We start from the raw sequence: 18,080 nt of genomic DNA on the forward strand, positions 1-18,080 counted from the left end.
GTCCTTTTAGAGGGCGGCAGCCGGAAACTGCTCCAGAGCTGCCTGCAAGGCCGCGGCACTGGCGCCACGACAGTCCACAACGATCTCCGCGCCCGCACGGCGTGCCTGCTCGGCGACACGCGGGCTGGGTACGAACAAGGGTAGCCGAGCCAAGCTCGGCCAGTCACCGCCGGCCAGCTGCAGCAGATGCTCGAACCCCTGCCCACTGCTGACCACCAGGCCGTTCAGGCGTTCCGCCCGCACCCTGCGGCCCAGCTCATCCGGCGCGTACTGCGGCAACGCGCGGCGGTACAGTGGCAGATAGTCGACTGTCACACCTTGGCCGCGCAAGCATTCGGCAAGAAATTCTCGGCCACCCTCGCCACGCAGGATAAGCACGCGCGGCGTGGCGGCGGCGGCGATGGCCTGCTGCAGCGCCGGCAACGCGAGCAGCGCCTCGCTGTCGTCGCCGGCCGGCGGGTAATGGCTGTCCAGGCCCGCTTCAACGAGCAGCGCGGCGGTCGCGGCGCCCACGGCGAACCAGGATTGCGCCGGCGCAGGCTGCGGCCCATGCCGCTGCAGCAGGGCCAGGCCCAGGCGCGCCGCCGGCTTGCTGACCACGATCACCGCGCAGTAGCGCTGCAGATCGCGGAAGGTCTGTTGCTGCTCGACGCTCTCGGCCAGCGCCTCGATCGTCAGCAACGGCATGCAATGCCCGTACACGCCATGCGCTGCAAGCGTCCGCGCCAACGCGGCACAGTCATCGGCCGGACGCGTCAGCAGCAGGCGCCAGGCGCTCACGGGTGGCCGGCCTCACCGTACACGGCCTTGAGAATCGCATCGGCGCCCTGTGCCAGCAGGGCCTCGGCGACGCGCACGCCCAGCGCCTCGGCATCGCTGCTGGCGGCGCGCTCCTCGGCACGCAGCAGCAGACCGCCATCGGGCTGGCCGACCAGGCCACGCAGCCACAGCTGGTCACCTTCCAGCAGCGCATAACAGGCGATCGGCACCTGGCAACCGCCATTGAGGTGCTTGTTCAGCGCCCGCTCGGCCGTCACGCGCAGCGCCGTTTCAGGGTGATGCAGCGGTGCCAGCAGGGCATGCAGGTCGCTGTCGGCCGTGCGGCACTCGATGCCGACAGCGCCCTGGCCACCGGCGGGCAGGCTGTCTTCGGCACTGAGCGAACTGCGGATACGGGCTTCGAAACCCAGGCGGATCAGGCCGGCTGCGGCGAGGATGATGGCGTCGTACTCGCCGGCATCGAGCTTGGCCAGGCGGGTATTGACGTTGCCGCGCAGGAACTGGATCTTCAGATCGGGACGCCGCGCCAGCAGCTGGGCCTGGCGCCGCAGGCTGGAGGTGCCGACCACGCTGCCGGCGGGCAGCGCATCGAGGCTCGCGTAGGTGTTGGAGACGAAGGCGTCACGCGGGTCTTCCCGCTCGCAGATGCAGTACAGGCCCAGACCTGCCGGGAAGTCCATCGGCACGTCCTTCATCGAGTGCACGGCGATATCGGCCTCGTTCTCCAGCAGCGCGGTTTCCAGTTCCTTGACGAACAGCCCCTTGCCGCCGATCTTCGCCAGTGGTGCGTCGAGCAGCTTGTCGCCACGACTGACCATCGGCACCAGGCTGACCTTGAGGCCGGGGTGGGCCTGCTCCAGGCGGGCTTTGACATATTCGGCCTGCCACAGGGCCAGGGCGCTCTTACGGGTGGCGATGCGAATTTCGCGGGACATGGGGGCAATTCCAGAAAACGGATTGCCGCGAATCATAACAGGCTCGCCCAGTGCCGGCTGGAGGAGGCGGCCATCGGCCGCAGCCGGCGCCCGCTACAGCGACTGCATCAGCTTGCGCACACCGGCCACGTGGCGGCGACTGACCACCAGCGAATCACCGTCGAGCCCCTTGAGGTAGAGCTGGAAGTGTCCCAGCGGGGTGCGCTGCAGGCGCTCGATGCGCTCGCGGGCAACCAGTGCATTGCGGTGGATGCGCACGAAGCGGTCACCGAATTCGTCTTCCAGCGCCTTGAGCGGCTCGTCCAGCAGCACCTCGCCGCCCTCGTGGCGCAGCGTCACGTACTTGTGATCGGCGATGAAATAGACCACGTCATCCAGCGGGATCAGCTCGATGCCTTTGCGTGTGCGGGCACTGATATGGGTGCGCGGGCCGCCACCGGTTTCTGCCGCTGGGCGGGTCAGCGCCGCCAGTTGCACGCGGTTGGGCCGCTCCGCCTTCTTCAAGGCTTCGCTGAGATTCTCGGCGCGCACCGGTTTCACCAGGTAGCCGACGGCACTGACCTGGAACGCCTCCAGGGCGAACTCGTCATGGGCCGTGCAGAAGATCACCGCTGGCGGCGCTTCGCGCTCGCACAGCCTGGCGGCCACCTGCAGGCCATCGAGGCCGGGCATGCGGATATCGAGCAGGACCACGTCCGGCTTCAGGCTATCGATCAGGGTCAGGGCTTCCTCACCGTTGCTCGCGGTGGGCTCCAGGACCCGATAACCCTCGAGCTCACCGACCATGCGGCTGAGGCGCTCGCGGGCAAGGGGTTCGTCATCGACGATCAGGACATTCATATTGCTCTGGCTTCCTGCGTGAGTCTCGCACAAGGATAGCGTAGACAGCTGTAATGACGGCCGTCACGGCGCTCCACGCTGAGACTCGCGCGCGACCCAAAAAGTGCCGCTAGACGCGCATCGATATTGCTCAGCGCCTGATGCGTTCCCCGTGACGGTTGCTGCTCGCCCCGCTCTTCATACGGATTGCTGACACACAAGCTGAACACACCATCCTGGTAATCCGCCTCGACCCGCACCAGCCCGCCTTCGATTCGTGGCTGGATGCCATAGATCAGCGCATTCTCCAACAGAGGCTGCAGGGTCAGCTGGGGAATCGGCAGATCCTCCGGCACGCCTTCGACCTCCCACTGCAACTGTAGACGCTCGCCGAGCCGATAGTGCTCGATCGACAGATATCGTTTTGCCAGTTCCAGTTCCTCCTTCCACGACACCAGGCTGCCGGGCTTGGCCAGACTGGCGCGAAACAGATCGGACAGATCCAGCACCGCCTGCTCGGCCTTGTGCGGATCGAGCGTGACCAGGCTGGCGATGCTGTTGAGGCTGTTGAACAGGAAGTGCGGACGGATCCGCGCCTGCAAGGACTCGATGCGGGCACGCAACTCGGCCTGTTCCTGACGACGCCATTGGCTCTGCAGATAGAAATAGCGTAGCAGCAGTGCGGACATGATCAGGCTGATCAGGGCATGACGCAGGTACAGGTTCACCTCGCCATTGCGTGGCAGCGGTCCGCCCAGGTCGTAATAGTCGGCGACCGCCGTGCAGCTGAGGGTCAGCAGCACCACCAGCATGCAGCACAGGCTGCCCGCCAGCGCCGGGCGCAGGCGCGCCAGCAGCGGCCGCAGGCGGCACATGACGGCGGCCGACAGCAGGACGATCCACTGCACGAACAGCGAGGTCAGCGCCAGGCGTACCCAGTCGAAGCCCGGCGTCATGGGTTCGGCCAGCACCAGGACCAGTACCAGCAGCTCGGCCAGCAGCACCATGCTCAGCAGCGCTTCCGGCTGGCACAGTTCGGGGACGAAGAAGTCGTCGACCGTGGCGTTGTGATTGTTCTTGGCAAACGATTGAGTGTGCATCGACGCAGTTTCCGTGTCGCCTCGCGGGCCGGCAAGACGGGCGGCTCCAGCCGGGCAAAATAAAGCACCGAAATGCCGTCTTCGGAACAAATTTGTGAAGCAGCCGACACCGCCGCTTCCTCGCCAAAGACGAACGTGGCCCGGCGAAACGCGCGCCGACCCTGTTATTATCGACGGACTTTGTCCGCCATGCTGGCCGTCGAAAGCGGCTTGCCCGATCCAGAGCCCGAACCATGAGCAGCGAAAAAACCAACCAATCCTGGGGCGGCCGCTTCAGCGAGCCCGTCGACGCCTTCGTCGCCCGTTTCACCGCCTCGGTCGAATTCGACAAGCGCCTCTATCGCCACGACATCATGGGCTCCGTTGCCCACGCCACAATGCTGGCCAAGGTCGGCGTGCTCAGCGCCGACGAGCGTGACGCCATCATCGACGGCCTCAAGCAGATCCAGGCCGAGATCGAAGCGGGTCAGTTCGACTGGCGCGTCGACCTGGAAGACGTGCACATGAACATCGAGGCGCGCCTGACCGATCGCATCGGCGTGACCGGCAAGAAGCTGCACACCGGCCGTTCGCGCAACGATCAGGTGGCCACCGACATCCGCCTGTGGCTGCGTGACGAAATCGACAGCATCCTGGCCGAGATCACCCGCCTGCAGCAGGGCCTGCTGGGCCTGGCCGAAGCCGAAGCGGACACCATCATGCCCGGGTTCACCCACCTACAGACCGCCCAGCCGGTAACCTTCGGCCACCATCTGCTGGCCTGGTTCGAGATGCTTTCGCGCGACTACGAGCGCCTGGTCGACTGCCGCAAGCGCACCAACCGCATGCCGCTGGGCAGCGCCGCACTGGCCGGCACCACCTACCCGATCGCCCGCGAGATCACCGCCGAGCTGCTGGGCTTCGACGCCGTGGGCGGCAACTCGCTGGACGGCGTATCCGATCGCGACTTCGCCATCGAATTCTGCGCCGCCGCGTCGCTGGCGATGATGCACCTGTCGCGCTTCTCCGAAGAGCTGGTGCTGTGGACCTCCGCGCAATTCCAGTTCATCGACCTGCCGGATCGCTTCTGCACCGGTTCCTCGATCATGCCGCAGAAGAAGAACCCGGACGTCCCCGAGCTGGTGCGCGGCAAGACCGGCCGCGTGTTCGGTGCCCTGACCGGCCTGCTGACCCTGATGAAGGGCCAGCCGCTGGCTTACAACAAGGACAACCAGGAAGACAAGGAACCGCTGTTCGACGCCGCCGACACGCTGCGTGACAGCCTGCGCGCCTTCGCCGACATGGTCCCGGCGATCAAGCCGAAGAAGGACATGATGCGCGAAGCGGCGCTGCGCGGTTTCTCCACCGCCACCGACCTGGCCGACTACCTGGTACGCAAGGGCCTGCCGTTCCGTGACTGCCACGAGATCGTCGGCCACGCCGTGAAATACGGTGTGCAGACCGGCAAGGACCTGGCCGAAATGAGCCTGGACGAGCTGCGCCAGTTCAGCGACCAGATTGGCGACGACGTATTCGCCGTCCTGACTCTGGAAGGCTCGGTCGGCGCCCGCGACCATATTGGCGGCACCGCACCGAACCAGGTACACGCTGCCGTGGTACGTGGCCGGGAACTGCTGGCGAACCGCTAGACGTTTCCCAGGGAAAAGGACTTCCCCATGATCGAGCTGCTGCTACGCGGCCTGCAGGTGTTGGTCGAGCTGATAGCCGAAGTCATTGTCGACTACGTCCTCTATGGCACCGGCTGGCTGGTCCTGCGATTACTGACCCTGGGCCGCTACCCCGATCTACCGCTGCGTGTGGCCGACCCGATGGGCTCACGCAGCGCCTGGATCGCGGCGTTCGGTTTCCTCTGCCTGGTGGGCGCAGCGCTTGCCTGGCTGACACTCAGCCATGGTTGACCCCGTGCCACCGACTACCTGCCCGACAGGGCCTATCGCACCCGGTCGCCGAATCTCGGTGGTGGGTTGTTCGGGCGCCGGGAAGACCACGCTTTCCCGGCGCCTGGCTCGGCACCTGGGCTATCGCCACGTCGAACTCGACGCGCTGTACCACCAGCCCGACTGGCAGCCGCTCCCCGACGAGGAATTTCAGCGGGCCACGCACAAGGCGCTGCAAGGTGACGGCTGGGTGGTCGAAGGCAACTACTCGCTTGTGCGCCCGCAGGTGCTCGAACGCTCGGACATGGTGATCTGGCTGGACCTGCCCCGGCGCAAGGTGATGCGCCAGGTGATCTGGCGTACCCTGCGCCGCCTGGCAACGCGAGAAACGCTGTGGAATGGCAACCGCGAGCGCTGGAGCAACCTGTTCAAGCTGAACCCGCGCGCCTCCATCCTGGCCTGGGCCTGGACCCGCCATCCCGTCTACCGCCAGCGCTATGCCGAGGAAATGCGCAACGCACCGCCGTCGTGTCAGTATCTGCGCCTGGACTCCCGCCAGGCCATCAACCGCTTCCTGGCGAGTCTGCCGCCAGCCGAAGACCGCCCCTGAGAGTATTCGCCATGCCCCTGACCATCCGCCCCGCCACCCCTGACGACGCCGAGCTGATCCTGCGTTTCATCACCGACCTGGCCATCTACGAGAAGGCCGAGCAGGAGGTGAAGACCGATGCCGCCGGCATCCGCGACAGCCTGTTCGCCGAGGGCAGCACCGCCCATGGTCTGATCTGCGAGAACGCTGGCCAGCCGATCGGCTATGCCGTGTACTTCTTCAACTACTCCACCTGGCTGGGCAAGCACGGCCTGTACCTGGAAGACCTCTACGTCAGCCCCGAGGCCCGTGGCCTGGGCGCCGGCAAGGCCTTGCTGCGCCACCTCGCGCAACTGGCCGTGGCACGCGACTGCGGTCGTTTCGAATGGTCGGTGCTGGACTGGAACACCCCGGCCATCGATTTCTACGAATCCTTCGGCGCCCGTCCGCAGAGCGAATGGACCACTTATCGCCTGACCGGCCAGGCCCTGCTGGATTTCGCTGCCGGCTGACGGCAGCCCGCTGGCCGCGTCCCGCCCCCTGACCTATGGTGATTACATCTTCCGCCACCGAGTGCAGAGCATCATGCGTACCCTACTCGCTCTGATCAGCGTCCTCGCCCCTGCACTGTCCCCGGCGAGCCCCATTCCCATTCCGGCCGATGCATCCTGGCACATGCAGCTCGACGGCAAGCTGCAGACGCCGGATCGGCAGGTCTATGACATCGACCTGTACGACACGCCGACGCAGACCATCACCGCACTCAAGGGTGGTGGTCGCATCGTGATCTGCTACTTCAGCGCCGGCACCTGGGAAGACTGGCGCAGCGATGCCGCCAGCTATCCGCAGGAAGCCCTCGGCAACGAGCTGGCGGACTGGCCGGGCGAACGCTGGCTGGACCATCGCCGCGACGACGTGCGCCAGTTGCTGGCCAAGCGCCTGGACCTGGCCGCGGCCAAGGGCTGCGACGGCGTCGACCCGGACAACGTGGATGGCTACAGCAACGATAACGGTCTCGACCTGACCGAAGAGCAGCAGATCGACTTCAATCGCTGGCTGGCCGAGCAGGCGCGCAGTCGCAACATGAACGTCGGGCTGAAGAATGCCGTGGAGCTGCTTCCCGTGCTCGGCGAGCATTTCGACTTCGCCATCAACGAGAGCTGCTACCGCTACAAGGAGTGCGACGGCTACGACCACATGCGCAGCCAGGGCAAGGCCATCTTCATCGCCGAGTACCGCACCTTCAACGACAACCTTTGCAGCAAGGCCGCCACCTCGGGTTTCCGCCTGCAATACTTCAAGCGCAGCCTCAAGACCGTCGGCATACCCTGCGACTGAGCCTGCCCACCCACACCAAGAGGCACCATGAGCGACAACATCGAGCAAGAAGACGAAGCCTTCGCCGAGGCCACGCTGGTCCAGGCCATCGAGAACCAGCTGGAGAACGGTGAGCCGGCGGCCGCCCAGGCGGTCTACAACAAGCTGACCCTGGTCGGCTACGAGCGCGAGGAGATTCTCGAGCTCATGGCCCTGGTGCTCGCCCATGAAGTCGACGCCATGCTGCGTGACGACCGCCCCTTCGATGGCGCCTGGTACGAGCAGGCCCTGCGCGCCCTGCCGACGCTGCCGGAAGAAAACTGAAGGCGGATTGATCCAGGCCACTGGTCGGGTTGGCAGGTAGATTGCTACTTTCACAGCCATTCCCGACCAGAAAGGCGCGCCCCGCGATGGTCTGCTCCTTGCCACGACTCGTCACCCTGCTTGTCCTGTCGCTCTGGCTGAGCGCCAGCGGCATCGCGCGCGCCGAAGTGGTGCGTATCGGCGCCGAAGATGACTGGTACCCCTACACCGCCTGGCGCGACGGCAAGATCGAGGGCATGTCCGCTGACATCGTCCGCGCCGCGTTCGCGGTCAGCGAGACGCCCATCGAACTGATGCCCTACCCCTACTCGCGCTGCATGGAGCTGACCCGCACCGGCGCCCTGCCCGCCTGCTTCAACACCACGCCGGACCCCGGCATCCGCGCCGCCTACCTGCTGCCACAGCAGGCGCTGTTCAGCGACAACATCCTGCTCTGGGGCCCCGTCGGAGAGGCGCCCGTCGAGGACCTGTCGGCGCTGGTCGGCAAGCGCGTGGCCGTCACCATCGGCTACACCTACGGCGAGCACTTCGACAGTTACCCGGGCATCCGCCGCATCGCGGTGCGACGCGACATCAATGGCTTCCTGATGCTGCAGCGTGGCCGGGTGGACTATGTCATCGCCTTTCGCGGCACCACCCAGGCACTGCTGCGAGAGCGTCCGGAACTGGCCGGGCAGTTCGCGGCCCTGGCGACCGTCCATCGCCCGCAGCTGTACCTGACCTTCTCGCGCCACAACGCCCAGGCCGCCAGCCTGCTGCAGCGATTCGACGAGGGCATGCTGCGCATCAGGCAGGACGGCACCTACCAGCGCATCCTGGAGAAATGGCAACTGGCCGACGGGCAGACCGGGCCGCAGGGCTCTACACTGCACGAACGCCATAACAACAAGACGGAGTCACCATGAAGTCATTCGACGCTGACCTGATCGACGAGCTGGAAATCCTTGCCCTGTACAACCTGGACAATCACCAGGAAGGGCTCAAGGTGCACAACAATGCTTCATTCAAGGCGCAGGGGGCGATCACCCGCCTGCATGAGAAAGGCCTGGTCAGCCAGGCCGATGGCGGCTACCTGACCAGCCTCGGCATCGACGCCGCCGAACACGCCCAAGCCCTGCTCACCATCCTCGCGAAGCGCCAGACGACCGCGGCCTGAGACGCACCCCGGCAGTCTCGCGGGTAGCCTGCTGCGCCCCACGACACGCCCCTCAGCTGGACCTGCCCGCCGGCCGCCCTCAAGAGGCATGCCCGGCGGGCGATATAGCGTCACAGGCACTGCACTGGCGAGCACGCCGCTGATAGGCTTGCACCATCTCCAGTAGAGTTCGAGCATGACGCGCACGCAGGAAATCCGCCCCGACATCGACGATGGCATCGACCGCAAGGTGCTGGCACAGCTGCGCGCGCGCTTCCTGCGGATCAACCAGGGCCGCCTGCAGCGCGCCATGGAGGCCCTGTCGACGCGCCAGCAACTGGTGCTCAAGCTGCTGCCGCTGCTGCTGCACGTCAATCACCCGCTGTTACCCGGCTATGTCTCGGCCAGCACGCCTGCCGGCCTGAGCGGCTTCGAGCCGGATGACGGCAGCCTGGCCGAAGTCCAGCGCCTGACCCGCTCCTTCGTCTACAAGCCACGCCGTGGCCAGGGCTCAGCGCCGCTGCATGGCCTGTTCCTGATGGGCAGCCTGGGCACCGTGGCGCAGGCCGAACAGAGCGACATGGACCTGTGGCTGTGTCACGCGCCGAACCTGACGGCGCAGCAGCTGCAGGAACTGCGCAGGAAATGCGACCAGCTGGAGAGCTGGGCCGCCACCCAGGGCGCCGAGGTGCATGTCTTTCTGGTCGACCCGCAGCGCTTCACCCAGGGCGACCGCGAAGCGCAGCTGACCTCCGACGACTGCGGCACCACGCAGCATTACCTGCTGCTCGACGAGTTCTACCGCACGGCGATCTGGCTCGGTGGGCGCACGCCGATCTGGTGGCTGGTGCCGGTGTACGAGGAAGCGCGCTACCACGACTACTGCCGCACGCTGCTGAACAAGCGCTTCGTCCGCGCCGAGGACGTGCTCGACCTCGGCCACCTGGCGCGCATCCCGCCGGAGGAGTTCATCGGCGCTGGCATGTGGCAGCTGTTCAAGGGCATCGAGTCGCCGTACAAGTCCGCGCTCAAGCTGTTGCTCACCGAGGTCTACGCCAGCGAGCACCCGCAGGTCGAATGCCTGGCGCTGCGTTTCAAGCAGGCGGTCTTCGAAGGACGCCTGGACCTGGACGAGCTCGACCCGTACATCGTCGTCTATCGCCGCCTGGAGGAATACCTGATCGCCCGGGCCGATCAGGAGCGCCTCGAACTGATCCGCCGCTGCCTGTACCTCAAGGTGAACAAGAAGATCAGCCGCCCGCCCACCCGTGGCCGCGCCAAGAGCTGGCAACGCCTGCTGCTCGAACGCCTCACCGGCGAATGGGGCTGGCAGACGCGCCAGCTCGCGGTGCTCGACAGTCGCAGCCAGTGGAAGGTGCGCCAGGTCGCCGCCGAGCGCCGCGTCCTGGTCAACGAGCTGACCTACAGCTATCGCTTCCTCTCGCAGTTCGCGCGCAGCGCGCAGGCGGGCAGCTCACTCAACAACCGCGACCTCAACGTGCTGGGGCGGCGCCTCTACGCTGCCTTCGAACGCAAGGCCGGCAAGGTCGAGTTCATCAACCCCGGCATCGCCCCGGACCTGGCAGAAGACACCCTGACGCTGGTGCAGCATTCCACGGCCGAGGCGCCGAACGAGCATCAGTGGGCGCTGTTCCCCGGCAGCCTGAACGCTCAGGAGTGGCCCGACTTCGCCCCGCTGAAGCGCTCCCGTGAGCTGATCGAACTGCTCGCCTGGTGCCATCGCAACAGTGTGATCGACAGCAGCACACGGCTGTCCCTGCACCCGGGCAGCAGCGACCTGAGCGACTTCGAGCTGTCCAACCTGATCGGCAGCCTGCAGCAGGCCTTCCCTCTGCCCCTGCCTGGCGTCGAGGAGCTGGCCCTGCTGCGCGCCAGCGTGCCCAGCCAGGTCCTGCTGCTGGTCAACGTCGGCGTCGACCCCTTGCCCCAGCACAGCCAGATGAACGTGCACATGACCTCAGGCCGCACCGACGCACTGGGCTACTCCGGAGTGCGCGAGAACCTGGTGCTGACCCTCGATCAGGTGGTGCTCAACAGCTGGAACGAACTGCAGGTCAGCCGCTATGACGGCAGCGACGCCCTGCTCGACTGCCTGCGCGACCTGCTCAACAGCCTGCCCACGGGCGGCCCGCAGCCCAGGGTGCAGGTGCGCTGCTACTGCCGCAACCGTGCGCCGGCGATTGCCGAACGCGTCGAAGAGCTGCTCAACGACCTGCTCGCCACCTACGCCGAAGGCCGCCAGTCGCGCTATCTGGTACAGATTCGCCAGCACTATCACGTGCTCCAGCTGACCCCCGGACAGGTCAGCCATGCCGCGCTGGGCGACCTGCCGGCGCTGCTGGACCACCTGGGCAGCGAGCAGGCGCGCTACAGCCCCCTGCACCTGGACCGCCACGCCCTCGACGGCGACGACCTGGCGCTGATCCTGCCAATGGGACGGCCGCAGTGCATCCAGCTGTTCTACCGCCTGCACGAAAGCAACGGCGAAGCCGAGCTGACCCTGCTCGACGAGCACAACGCGCTATGGCGCAGGCGCCTGCCGTTCCGCGACGAACAGAGCCTGCTGACGCCCCTGCAACGCTTCCTGCAGTCGTTGCTGTATCGGCGCAACGCCATGCTGCCGCTGGATGGCAGCGACAACCCGGCGCCGCTGGAGATGCTCTACTACGAGCTGCTGCCGGCGGCGCCGCTGCGCGCCCAGCGCCTCGAGCGCCGGACGGCCCCCGAGTCGCAGGTCAGCCACCCGTTCTACGACGTGCAGGCCATCGTCGAGCCCGGTGACGGGCGCCAGCACCACGTCACGCTGTACTGCAACCACCGCGAGTTCTCCGAGCTGGAGTACGGGCGCGAGCTGTACCGCGCCGTCGCCCAGCACATCCTCGCGCAACGCGCCGGTGGCGAGCGCTACCCCTGCTACATCACCGACCTCGACCTGTCCGCCGTGCTGGCCGGCCAGCAGGCGCAGACCGTGCATTACCTGCGCTACAAGAGCGAGCTGGAAGACGCCCTGAACGCCGCCCTGCAGCAGGCCTAGTCGCGCATCGGCGCCTGTGGGTGGTTCAAGGCGTAGAGGTAGCAGCCAGCCATGCTGTGATTGTCGGCGACCCCGTCATAGCTGGCGGTAAAGGTCACCGGCAGACCGAGGTGCTGGTACAGCCAGCGGTCGCTGTCCGCCGGCGGCACCTCGGGGACCAGGTCACTGTCGTTGACCAGGCGATAGGTCGGCACCCCCAGCGCGTTGTAGTAGCTGGCGAAGGCTGGGGACGCCAGGCGCGGGCTGGCGAAGTTGTAGTGCTGCAACGGTCGCGACGGCCAGCGTTCGCGCAGGTCCGCCACGGCCAGACTGCTCAGGGCGCAGCCCAGGCTGTGCCCGCACACCCAGAGCGGCCCCTGTGGCTGCAGATCATCCAGCGCCAGCAGAGCCTGATCACGCAGCGACGCATAGAGTTTGAGGAAACCGTCGTGAACCAGCCCAGCGCCGGCCTGCCAGGGGTAGTCGCGCTGGTCCAGGTCGAGGTCGTCGAGCCAGTCCTGCACCGACTCGGTACCGCGAAACACCAGGTAACAATCACCCTGCGGATCACGCGCGGCAAAACCGAACGGCTCCGATTCGTTGAACAGGTGCCACTCGCTGAGCACACTCCAGATCGGCGCTGACAGCGTCCAGCCCTCGAGTTGCGGCGCCTGCCAGTGAAAGTGCTGCGGCTTGCGCGGGCGCTGCTGCGCCAGCCACTGCTCGTACTGATCGTAGGCAGTCATCACCAGCTCGGCGCAGAGCAGGGCGCGCGAGAGCTGGTAGGTAGGCGGAAAATACAGGGGCAGGCTGGACATGGCGGGGCCTCCTTGCCGTTAGCGGGAAACCTCACTCTAGACCAGCCAGGGCGGAGCGTCAGCGATCGTATTCGCCAGCCGCTTCGGGTTGATACTCGACCGCCAGCAGGGTCAGCTTGAGTACCTTGCCACCCGGCGCCGGCCAGTCGATGTGCTGACCGGCGGACAAGCCGAGCAACGCGCTGCCAACGGGCGCGAGAATGCTGACCTTGCCCTCGCCGCCGGCATCCTCCGGGTAGACCAGGGTCAGGTGATAGTCCTTGCCGCTGCTCTCCTCGCGGCAATGCACCCGCGAATTCATGGTCACCACGCCTGCCGGCACTTCGTCGTGCCCCACCACTTCGGCACGATCCAGCTCGGCCTGCAACGCAGCAGCGCCAGGCCCGAACTCATCCAGACTGTCGAGCAAACGCTCCAGACGCTGCAGATCGAGGCGGGTAACGGTGATGGTAGGTGTGCTGTTCATGATGCCGGGCGGTCTCCTTACGTAGGCCATAAAAAAGCAAAACCCCGCCCGAAGGCGGGGTTTAAGCTGACTGTCTGGTCGACCCTAACACAGCCGGGCAAATAAACAAGAGTGCCGGGTCAACGGGCCTGTCGACGCTGTTGCAGGCGTTGTTCGGCTGCCTGGCAGATCAGCCTGCGCCTGGCATTGTCGGCCGTTCCCCAGTCGAGAATTTCCTGCAGGGTGCGGCCACAGCCCAGGCACTGGTCATGCTCGTCGAGGCAGCACTGGCGCCGACACGGCGACTGCGGCGGCCTTTCCGTGGGCTCAGAGCTCATCGAACTCCAGCTCGGTGCCCGACTGCTCGAGCGTGATGCGTACCAGCATCTCGCCGAGCTGCTCGTCGCTGGTGTCGCAGATCCAGCGCCCGTCGGCCTCGTCGTAGTCGAAGTGGAAACCACCGGAACGCGCCGCCAGCCACAGCTGACGAATCGGCTCCTGGCGACTGAAGATCAGCTGGCTACCGTTATCGAAGCGCACGGTCAGCACGCCGCCGCTGTTCTCCAGATCGACGTCCAGGCCGCTGTCGTCGAAGATGTCTTCCACCGCCTGCTGGGTGGCATCGACCAGGTCGTGAAAGCGGGCTTCGCTCAGGCTCATCGGGGTATCCTCACAAGGTGCAGCACGTGCAAAAAATAGGCGAAAACCTCAGGCCGCAACAGCCAGCCTAGGCGCAAAGGTGGCGACGGTACTCGCCCGGACTCTGTCCCGTCCAGCGGCGAAACGCTCGCGCCAGCGAACCCGGCTCGCTGAAGCCGACCAGAAAGGCGACCTCGGCCAGCTCCAGCGCCGGATCTCGCAGGTAGTGCAGCACCAGCTGCTGCCGCGTCTCGTCGACCAGCTGGCTGAACGATAGCCCGCCTTCGCGCAGGCGCCGCTGCAGGGTCCTCGGGCTCAGCGCCAGGGCAGCGGCGATGCCCTCGAGATCCGGCCCGCGTTCGGGCAACTGACGCGCCAGTTCGACCCGCGCGCGGTCGAGCACGCTGTTGCCCTGGTTGAGTTCGCTCAGCAGGCGATCGGCATAGGCGTCGAGCATCCCGCGCACCTGCGCGTCGGCCTGGCCCAGGGGCACGGCGAGCAGGCGCTTGGGAAAGACCAGCGCGTTGTCGGCCTGATCGAACAGCACCGGGCAACGAAAGATGCGCTCATGCTCGCGGGTATCGGCCGGCGCCGAATGCTGGAAACGGACCTCGGTCGGGGCGATGTCCAGACCGCTGATCCAGCGCCCGAAGCTGACCCAGCCGGCCAGGGTCTCCTCGCTCAGCTGACGCTGCTGTTGCGCCAGCAGGGGCTGCCAGCTGTGTGCGACCAGCGGTTCGCAGCCCGCTCGCGGCGGCTCGTCCTCGAGCAGCACCAGGCCCAGGTTACCCACCAGCGAGGCGTAGCGCGCCTGCCGGTGCAGGGCATCGGCAAGGGTCGCGCAGCTCATGATCAGGTAGCCGAGCACGCCGTAGTAGCCGGGGCGCACCGACTCCCCCAGATGCAGGCCCAGGCAGGGGTCATCGCTCAGCCGCATGCCCTCGCCCAGCAGGGTGAGATAGGCGCTGGCGGCGATACGCTGATCGCGCTGGTTGAGCGCCTCCGGACCGAGCTGGGCATACGCGAGCAGCACCTCGGGGGCGATGCCCAGGCGCTGCAGGTGTTCGACCAGACCTTGCAGGTAGGCCACGGAGACCGAGCCGGCCAGAATTGCGGGATTGTCCATCGAGCCTCCTCGTTACTTGGCGCATGCTAACCCACGCGGCCGCGAAAGCCCTCCAGACCGGCGTCAGGCGGGCAGGCCGATTGGGCCAGCGCCCCGCCAGGCGGGCGCCTGGCGCATAGGCAAGGTGGCGGGGGGTCGGTATACTCCGGCGCAATTCACGCTTATTTTCAAGGACTGCCCCATGAAGCGACTGACCCTCGCGCTCCTCGCCGCCGTTTGCCTGCTGGCCGGCTGCGGTCAGAAAGGCCCGCTGTACCTGCCGGGCGACGACAACGCCGGTAACAGCCGAGACCGTTTCGAACTCTGACAGGAGCCTGCCATGGAAGCCTTCAACTACCGCGACGGTGAGCTGTTCGCGGAAGGCGTCGCCTTGTCCGCGCTGGCCCAGCGCTTCGGCACGCCCACCTACGTCTACTCGCGCGCCCATATCGAAGGGCAGTACCGCGCCTATGCCGACGCCCTGAGCGGCATGCCGCACCTGGTCTGCTTTGCGGTCAAGGCCAACTCCAACATCGGCGTGCTGAACGTGCTGGCCCGCCTTGGCGCCGGCTTCGACATCGTCTCCAGCGGCGAGCTGGAGCGTGTACTGGCCGCCGGTGGCGACCCCAGCCGCATCGTCTTCTCCGGCGTCGGCAAGAGCCGTGACGACATGCGTCGCGCCCTGGAAGTCGGCGTGCACTGCTTCAACGTCGAGTCCAGCGTCGAGCTGGAGCGCCTGCAGAAGGTCGCCGCCGAGCTGGACGTCAAGGCGCCGGTTTCGCTGCGGGTCAACCCGGACGTGGACGCCGGTACCCACCCGTACATTTCCACCGGCCTCAAGGAAAACAAGTTCGGCATCGACATCGAGCAGGCCGAGGCGGTCTACGCCCGTGCTGCCGAGCTGCCGAACCTGGAAGTGATCGGCGTCGATTGCCACATCGGCTCGCAGCTGACCACCCTCGAACCCTTCCTCGACGCCCTGGACCGTCTGCTGCTGCTGGTCGACAGGCTGGCCGCACGCGGCATCACCATCAGGCACCTGGATCTCGGGGGCGGCCTCGGCGTGCAGTATCGCGACGAACAGCCACCGCTGGCCGGCGACTACATCGCCGCCGTGCGCAAGCGCCTGACAGGGCGTGACCTGTCGCTGGTGTTCGAGCCGGGCCGCTTCATCGTGGCCAACGCCGGCGTGCTGCTGACCCAGGTCGAGTACCTCAAGCACACCGAGCACAAGGACTTCGCGATCATCGACGCGGCGATGAACGACCTGATCCGCCCGGCGCTGTACCAGGCCTGGATGGATGTCTCGGCAGTGCAGCCACGCGCAGGCGAGGCGCGCAACTACGACCTGGTCGGGCCGATCTGCGAGACCGGCGACTTCCTCGCCAAGGACCGCCAGCTGGTGCTGGCCGAGGGCGACCTGCTGGCCGTGCGCTCGGCAGGTGCCTATGGCTTCGTCATGAGCTCCAACTACAACACCCGCGGCCGTGCCGCCGAGGTGCTGGTGGATGGCGAGCAGGCATTCGAAGTGCGCCGCCGCGAAACCGTCCAAGAGCTCTACGCCGGCGAAAGCCTGCTGCCGGCCTGAGGGCGACGCCATGCTATTGCGCTTTACCAAGATGCACGGTCTGGGCAATGACTTCATGGTCCTCGACCTGATCAGCCAGCACGCCCACGTGCAACCCAAGCATGCCAAGCAGTGGGGCGATCGCCACACCGGCGTCGGTTTCGATCAGCTGCTGATCGTCGAGCCGCCGAGTCATCCGGACGTCGACTTCCGCTACCGCATCTTCAACGCCGACGGCTCCGAGGTGGAGCAGTGCGGCAACGGTGCGCGCTGCTTCGCCCGCTTCGTGCTGGACAAGCGCCTGACCACCAAGAAGGTCATTCGCGTCGAGACCAAGAGCGGCGTGATCGAGCTGCGCGTGCAGAACGACGGCCAGGTCTGCGTGAACATGGGCGCACCGCGCCTGCAGCCCGAGCAGGTGCCCTTCCAGGCCGAGCAGGCCGCGCTCAGCTATCGCGTCGATGTCGACGGCCAGAGCGTCGAGCTGGCAGCCCTGTCGATGGGCAACCCGCACGCCGTGCTGCGCGTCGACAGCGTCGACGATGCCCCGGTGCACGCACTCGGGCCGAAGCTGGAACACCATGCGCGCTTCCCGCAGCGGGTCAACGTCGGCTTCCTGCAGGTGCAGAACCGCAGGCAGGCGCGCCTGCGCGTGTGGGAGCGCGGCGCGGGTGAGACCCAGGCCTGCGGCACCGGCGCCTGCGCCGCAGCGGTCGCGGCCATTCGCCAGGGCTGGATGGATTCGCCCGTGCAACTGGAACTGCCAGGCGGCAAACTGTCCATCGAATGGGCAGGCGAAGGTCAGCCGGTTATGATGACCGGACCCGCTGCCCGCGTATACGAAGGACAGGTTCGCCTATGACCGACCAGCAGGATTCGCCCAAACCGCTCGACTCGGAAACGGTCGCCGCCTACCTGCGCCTGCACCCGGAGTTCTTCATCGACCATGAAGAACTGATTCCCGAACTGCGCATTCCGCACCAGCCCGGCAACGCCGTGTCGCTGGTGGAGCGCCAGGTCAAGCTGCTGCGCGAGCGCAACATCGAGATGCGCCACCGCCTCGGCCAGCTGATGGACGTGGCCCGCGACAACGATCGTCTGTTCGACAAGACCCGCCGTCTGGTGCTCGACCTGCTCGACGCCGGCAGCCTGGAAGAAGTGGTCGGCATCGTCGAGGACAGCCTGCGCCACGAGTTCCAGGTGCCGTTCGTGGGCCTGATCCTGTTCAGCGACAACAAGCTGCCGGTGGGCCGCTCGGTCAGCTCGGCCGAGGCCCATCAGCAGATCGGCGGCCTGCTCAGCGGCGGCAAGACCATCTGCGGCGTGCTGCGCCCGCATGAACTGGAGTTCCTCTTCGGCAAGGAGGACGCTGCCCAGGTCGGCTCCGCCGCCGTGGTCGGCCTCACCCACCAGGGCCTGCATGGCGTATTGGCCATCGGCAGTGTCGATCCACAGCACTACAAGAGCTCGCTGGGCACCCTGTTCCTGGGCTACATCGCCGAAGTCCTGGCGCGCGTGCTGCCCAGCTTCTCGACGCCGCTGCGCTCGGTCCGCTAGAAGCAGCCATAAGCCGCACGCTTCAAGCTGCACGAGACA

General features: G+C 66.6%; 22 protein-coding genes. 13 read left to right on the top strand and 9 right to left on the bottom strand.

Annotated features, from left to right (window positions below; all coding sequences use genetic code 11):
- Nucleotides 1–6: 6 nt before the first annotated feature.
- The 4 genes from E4487_RS22205 to E4487_RS22220 all read right to left on the bottom strand — a co-directional run bounded on the left by E4487_RS22205 (nt 7) and on the right by E4487_RS22220 (nt 3,634).
- Entirely contained in the window at nt 7–780 is a 774-nt protein-coding gene (locus E4487_RS22205; RefSeq protein ID WP_175254417.1) for a uroporphyrinogen-III synthase, read from the bottom strand.
- On the bottom strand, nt 777–1,715 hold the full coding sequence (gene hemC, locus E4487_RS22210; protein ID WP_037052811.1) for a hydroxymethylbilane synthase: 939 nt from the start codon (nt 1,713–1,715) through the stop codon (nt 777–779). The genes E4487_RS22205 and hemC overlap by 4 nt, the downstream gene beginning before the upstream one ends.
- A gap of 93 nt (nt 1,716–1,808) precedes the next feature.
- Nucleotides 1,809–2,555: a LytTR family DNA-binding domain-containing protein gene (locus E4487_RS22215; RefSeq protein WP_037052808.1), complete on the bottom strand. Its 747-nt coding sequence runs from the start codon at nt 2,553–2,555 to the stop codon at nt 1,809–1,811.
- Nucleotides 2,552–3,634 (bottom strand): sensor histidine kinase, encoded by a 1,083-nt coding sequence (locus tag E4487_RS22220; protein WP_037052805.1) that lies wholly within the window; start codon nt 3,632–3,634, stop codon nt 2,552–2,554. The genes E4487_RS22215 and E4487_RS22220 overlap by 4 nt, the downstream gene beginning before the upstream one ends.
- 233 nt (nt 3,635–3,867) lie before the next feature.
- Here E4487_RS22220 and argH point away from each other — a divergent pair, with 233 nt between their 5' ends.
- The 9 genes from argH (at nt 3,868) to E4487_RS22265 (ending at nt 11,931) form a co-directional block, all read left to right on the top strand.
- Nucleotides 3,868–5,262, top strand: coding sequence for an argininosuccinate lyase (gene argH / locus E4487_RS22225; RefSeq protein WP_175254418.1), 1,395 nt, complete (start codon nt 3,868–3,870; stop codon nt 5,260–5,262).
- Nucleotides 5,263–5,289: 27 nt separating this feature from the next.
- The gene (locus tag E4487_RS22230) at nt 5,290–5,532 is read left to right on the top strand and encodes a hypothetical protein (protein WP_150607545.1); all 243 of its coding nucleotides are present in this window, start codon (nt 5,290–5,292) and stop codon (nt 5,530–5,532) included.
- Nucleotides 5,533–5,593: 61 nt separating this feature from the next.
- The gene (locus E4487_RS22235; protein ID WP_277699708.1) at nt 5,594–6,121 is read left to right on the top strand and encodes a shikimate kinase; all 528 of its coding nucleotides are present in this window, start codon (nt 5,594–5,596) and stop codon (nt 6,119–6,121) included.
- A gap of 11 nt (nt 6,122–6,132) precedes the next feature.
- Nucleotides 6,133–6,612, top strand: coding sequence for a GNAT family N-acetyltransferase (locus tag E4487_RS22240; RefSeq protein ID WP_037052794.1), 480 nt, complete (start codon nt 6,133–6,135; stop codon nt 6,610–6,612).
- Nucleotides 6,613–6,685: 73 nt separating this feature from the next.
- A complete protein-coding gene (locus E4487_RS22245) occupies nt 6,686–7,438 on the top strand; it encodes an endo alpha-1,4 polygalactosaminidase (RefSeq protein ID WP_206596757.1) in 753 nt (250 codons plus the stop codon).
- Nucleotides 7,439–7,465: 27 nt separating this feature from the next.
- A complete protein-coding gene (locus E4487_RS22250) occupies nt 7,466–7,741 on the top strand; it encodes a hypothetical protein (RefSeq protein WP_037052791.1) in 276 nt (91 codons plus the stop codon).
- 98 nt (nt 7,742–7,839) lie between these two features.
- Nucleotides 7,840–8,646, top strand: a complete 807-nt coding sequence (locus E4487_RS22255) for an ABC transporter substrate-binding protein (protein ID WP_244230067.1) — start codon at nt 7,840–7,842, stop codon at nt 8,644–8,646.
- Complete coding sequence (locus E4487_RS22260; protein WP_037052786.1) at nt 8,643–8,897, top strand: TIGR02647 family protein; 255 nt, start codon at nt 8,643–8,645, stop codon at nt 8,895–8,897. Before E4487_RS22255 ends, E4487_RS22260 begins: the two co-directional genes overlap by 4 nt.
- A 175-nt stretch (nt 8,898–9,072) precedes the next feature.
- Nucleotides 9,073–11,931, top strand: coding sequence for a class I adenylate cyclase (locus E4487_RS22265; RefSeq protein WP_134677869.1), 2,859 nt, complete (start codon nt 9,073–9,075; stop codon nt 11,929–11,931).
- On the opposite strand, the gene E4487_RS22270 is transcribed toward E4487_RS22265, so the two are convergent.
- The 5 genes from E4487_RS22270 to E4487_RS22290 all read right to left on the bottom strand — a co-directional run bounded on the left by E4487_RS22270 (nt 11,928) and on the right by E4487_RS22290 (nt 14,938).
- A complete protein-coding gene (locus tag E4487_RS22270; protein ID WP_175254420.1) occupies nt 11,928–12,728 on the bottom strand; it encodes a lipase family protein in 801 nt (266 codons plus the stop codon). The genes E4487_RS22265 and E4487_RS22270 overlap by 4 nt on opposite strands.
- 58 nt (nt 12,729–12,786) lie before the next feature.
- Complete coding sequence (gene rnk / locus E4487_RS22275) at nt 12,787–13,194, bottom strand: nucleoside diphosphate kinase regulator (protein ID WP_037052780.1); 408 nt, start codon at nt 13,192–13,194, stop codon at nt 12,787–12,789.
- Between the two features lie 119 nt (nt 13,195–13,313).
- Nucleotides 13,314–13,511 carry a DUF1289 domain-containing protein gene (locus E4487_RS22280; protein WP_037052778.1) on the bottom strand — a complete coding sequence of 66 codons (198 nt, stop codon included), beginning with the start codon at nt 13,509–13,511 and terminating at the stop codon, nt 13,314–13,316.
- Complete coding sequence (cyaY, locus tag E4487_RS22285; protein ID WP_037052776.1) at nt 13,501–13,833, bottom strand: iron donor protein CyaY; 333 nt, start codon at nt 13,831–13,833, stop codon at nt 13,501–13,503. The genes E4487_RS22280 and cyaY overlap by 11 nt, the downstream gene beginning before the upstream one ends.
- Before the next feature lie 67 nt (nt 13,834–13,900).
- Entirely contained in the window at nt 13,901–14,938 is a 1,038-nt protein-coding gene (locus tag E4487_RS22290) for an AraC family transcriptional regulator (protein ID WP_175254421.1), read from the bottom strand.
- Nucleotides 14,939–15,119: 181 nt separating this feature from the next.
- Here E4487_RS22290 and E4487_RS22295 point away from each other — a divergent pair, with 181 nt between their 5' ends.
- The 4 genes from E4487_RS22295 to E4487_RS22310 are packed head-to-tail and all read left to right on the top strand — an operon-like array spanning nt 15,120 to nt 18,041.
- On the top strand, nt 15,120–15,245 hold the full coding sequence (locus E4487_RS22295) for a lipoprotein (protein ID WP_017361215.1): 126 nt from the start codon (nt 15,120–15,122) through the stop codon (nt 15,243–15,245).
- Between the two features lie 12 nt (nt 15,246–15,257).
- Nucleotides 15,258–16,505, top strand: coding sequence for a diaminopimelate decarboxylase (gene lysA, locus E4487_RS22300; RefSeq protein WP_134677871.1), 1,248 nt, complete (start codon nt 15,258–15,260; stop codon nt 16,503–16,505).
- 10 nt (nt 16,506–16,515) lie between these two features.
- The gene (gene dapF, locus E4487_RS22305; protein WP_037052768.1) at nt 16,516–17,346 is read left to right on the top strand and encodes a diaminopimelate epimerase; all 831 of its coding nucleotides are present in this window, start codon (nt 16,516–16,518) and stop codon (nt 17,344–17,346) included.
- Nucleotides 17,343–18,041, top strand: a complete 699-nt coding sequence (locus E4487_RS22310; RefSeq protein ID WP_037052764.1) for a DUF484 family protein — start codon at nt 17,343–17,345, stop codon at nt 18,039–18,041. Before dapF ends, E4487_RS22310 begins: the two co-directional genes overlap by 4 nt.
- Nucleotides 18,042–18,080 lie beyond the last annotated feature (39 nt).

It is taken from the genome of Pseudomonas sp. BMW13, from assembly GCF_013357275.1.
Lineage (GTDB): Bacteria > Pseudomonadota > Gammaproteobacteria > Pseudomonadales > Pseudomonadaceae > Aquipseudomonas > Aquipseudomonas khazarica.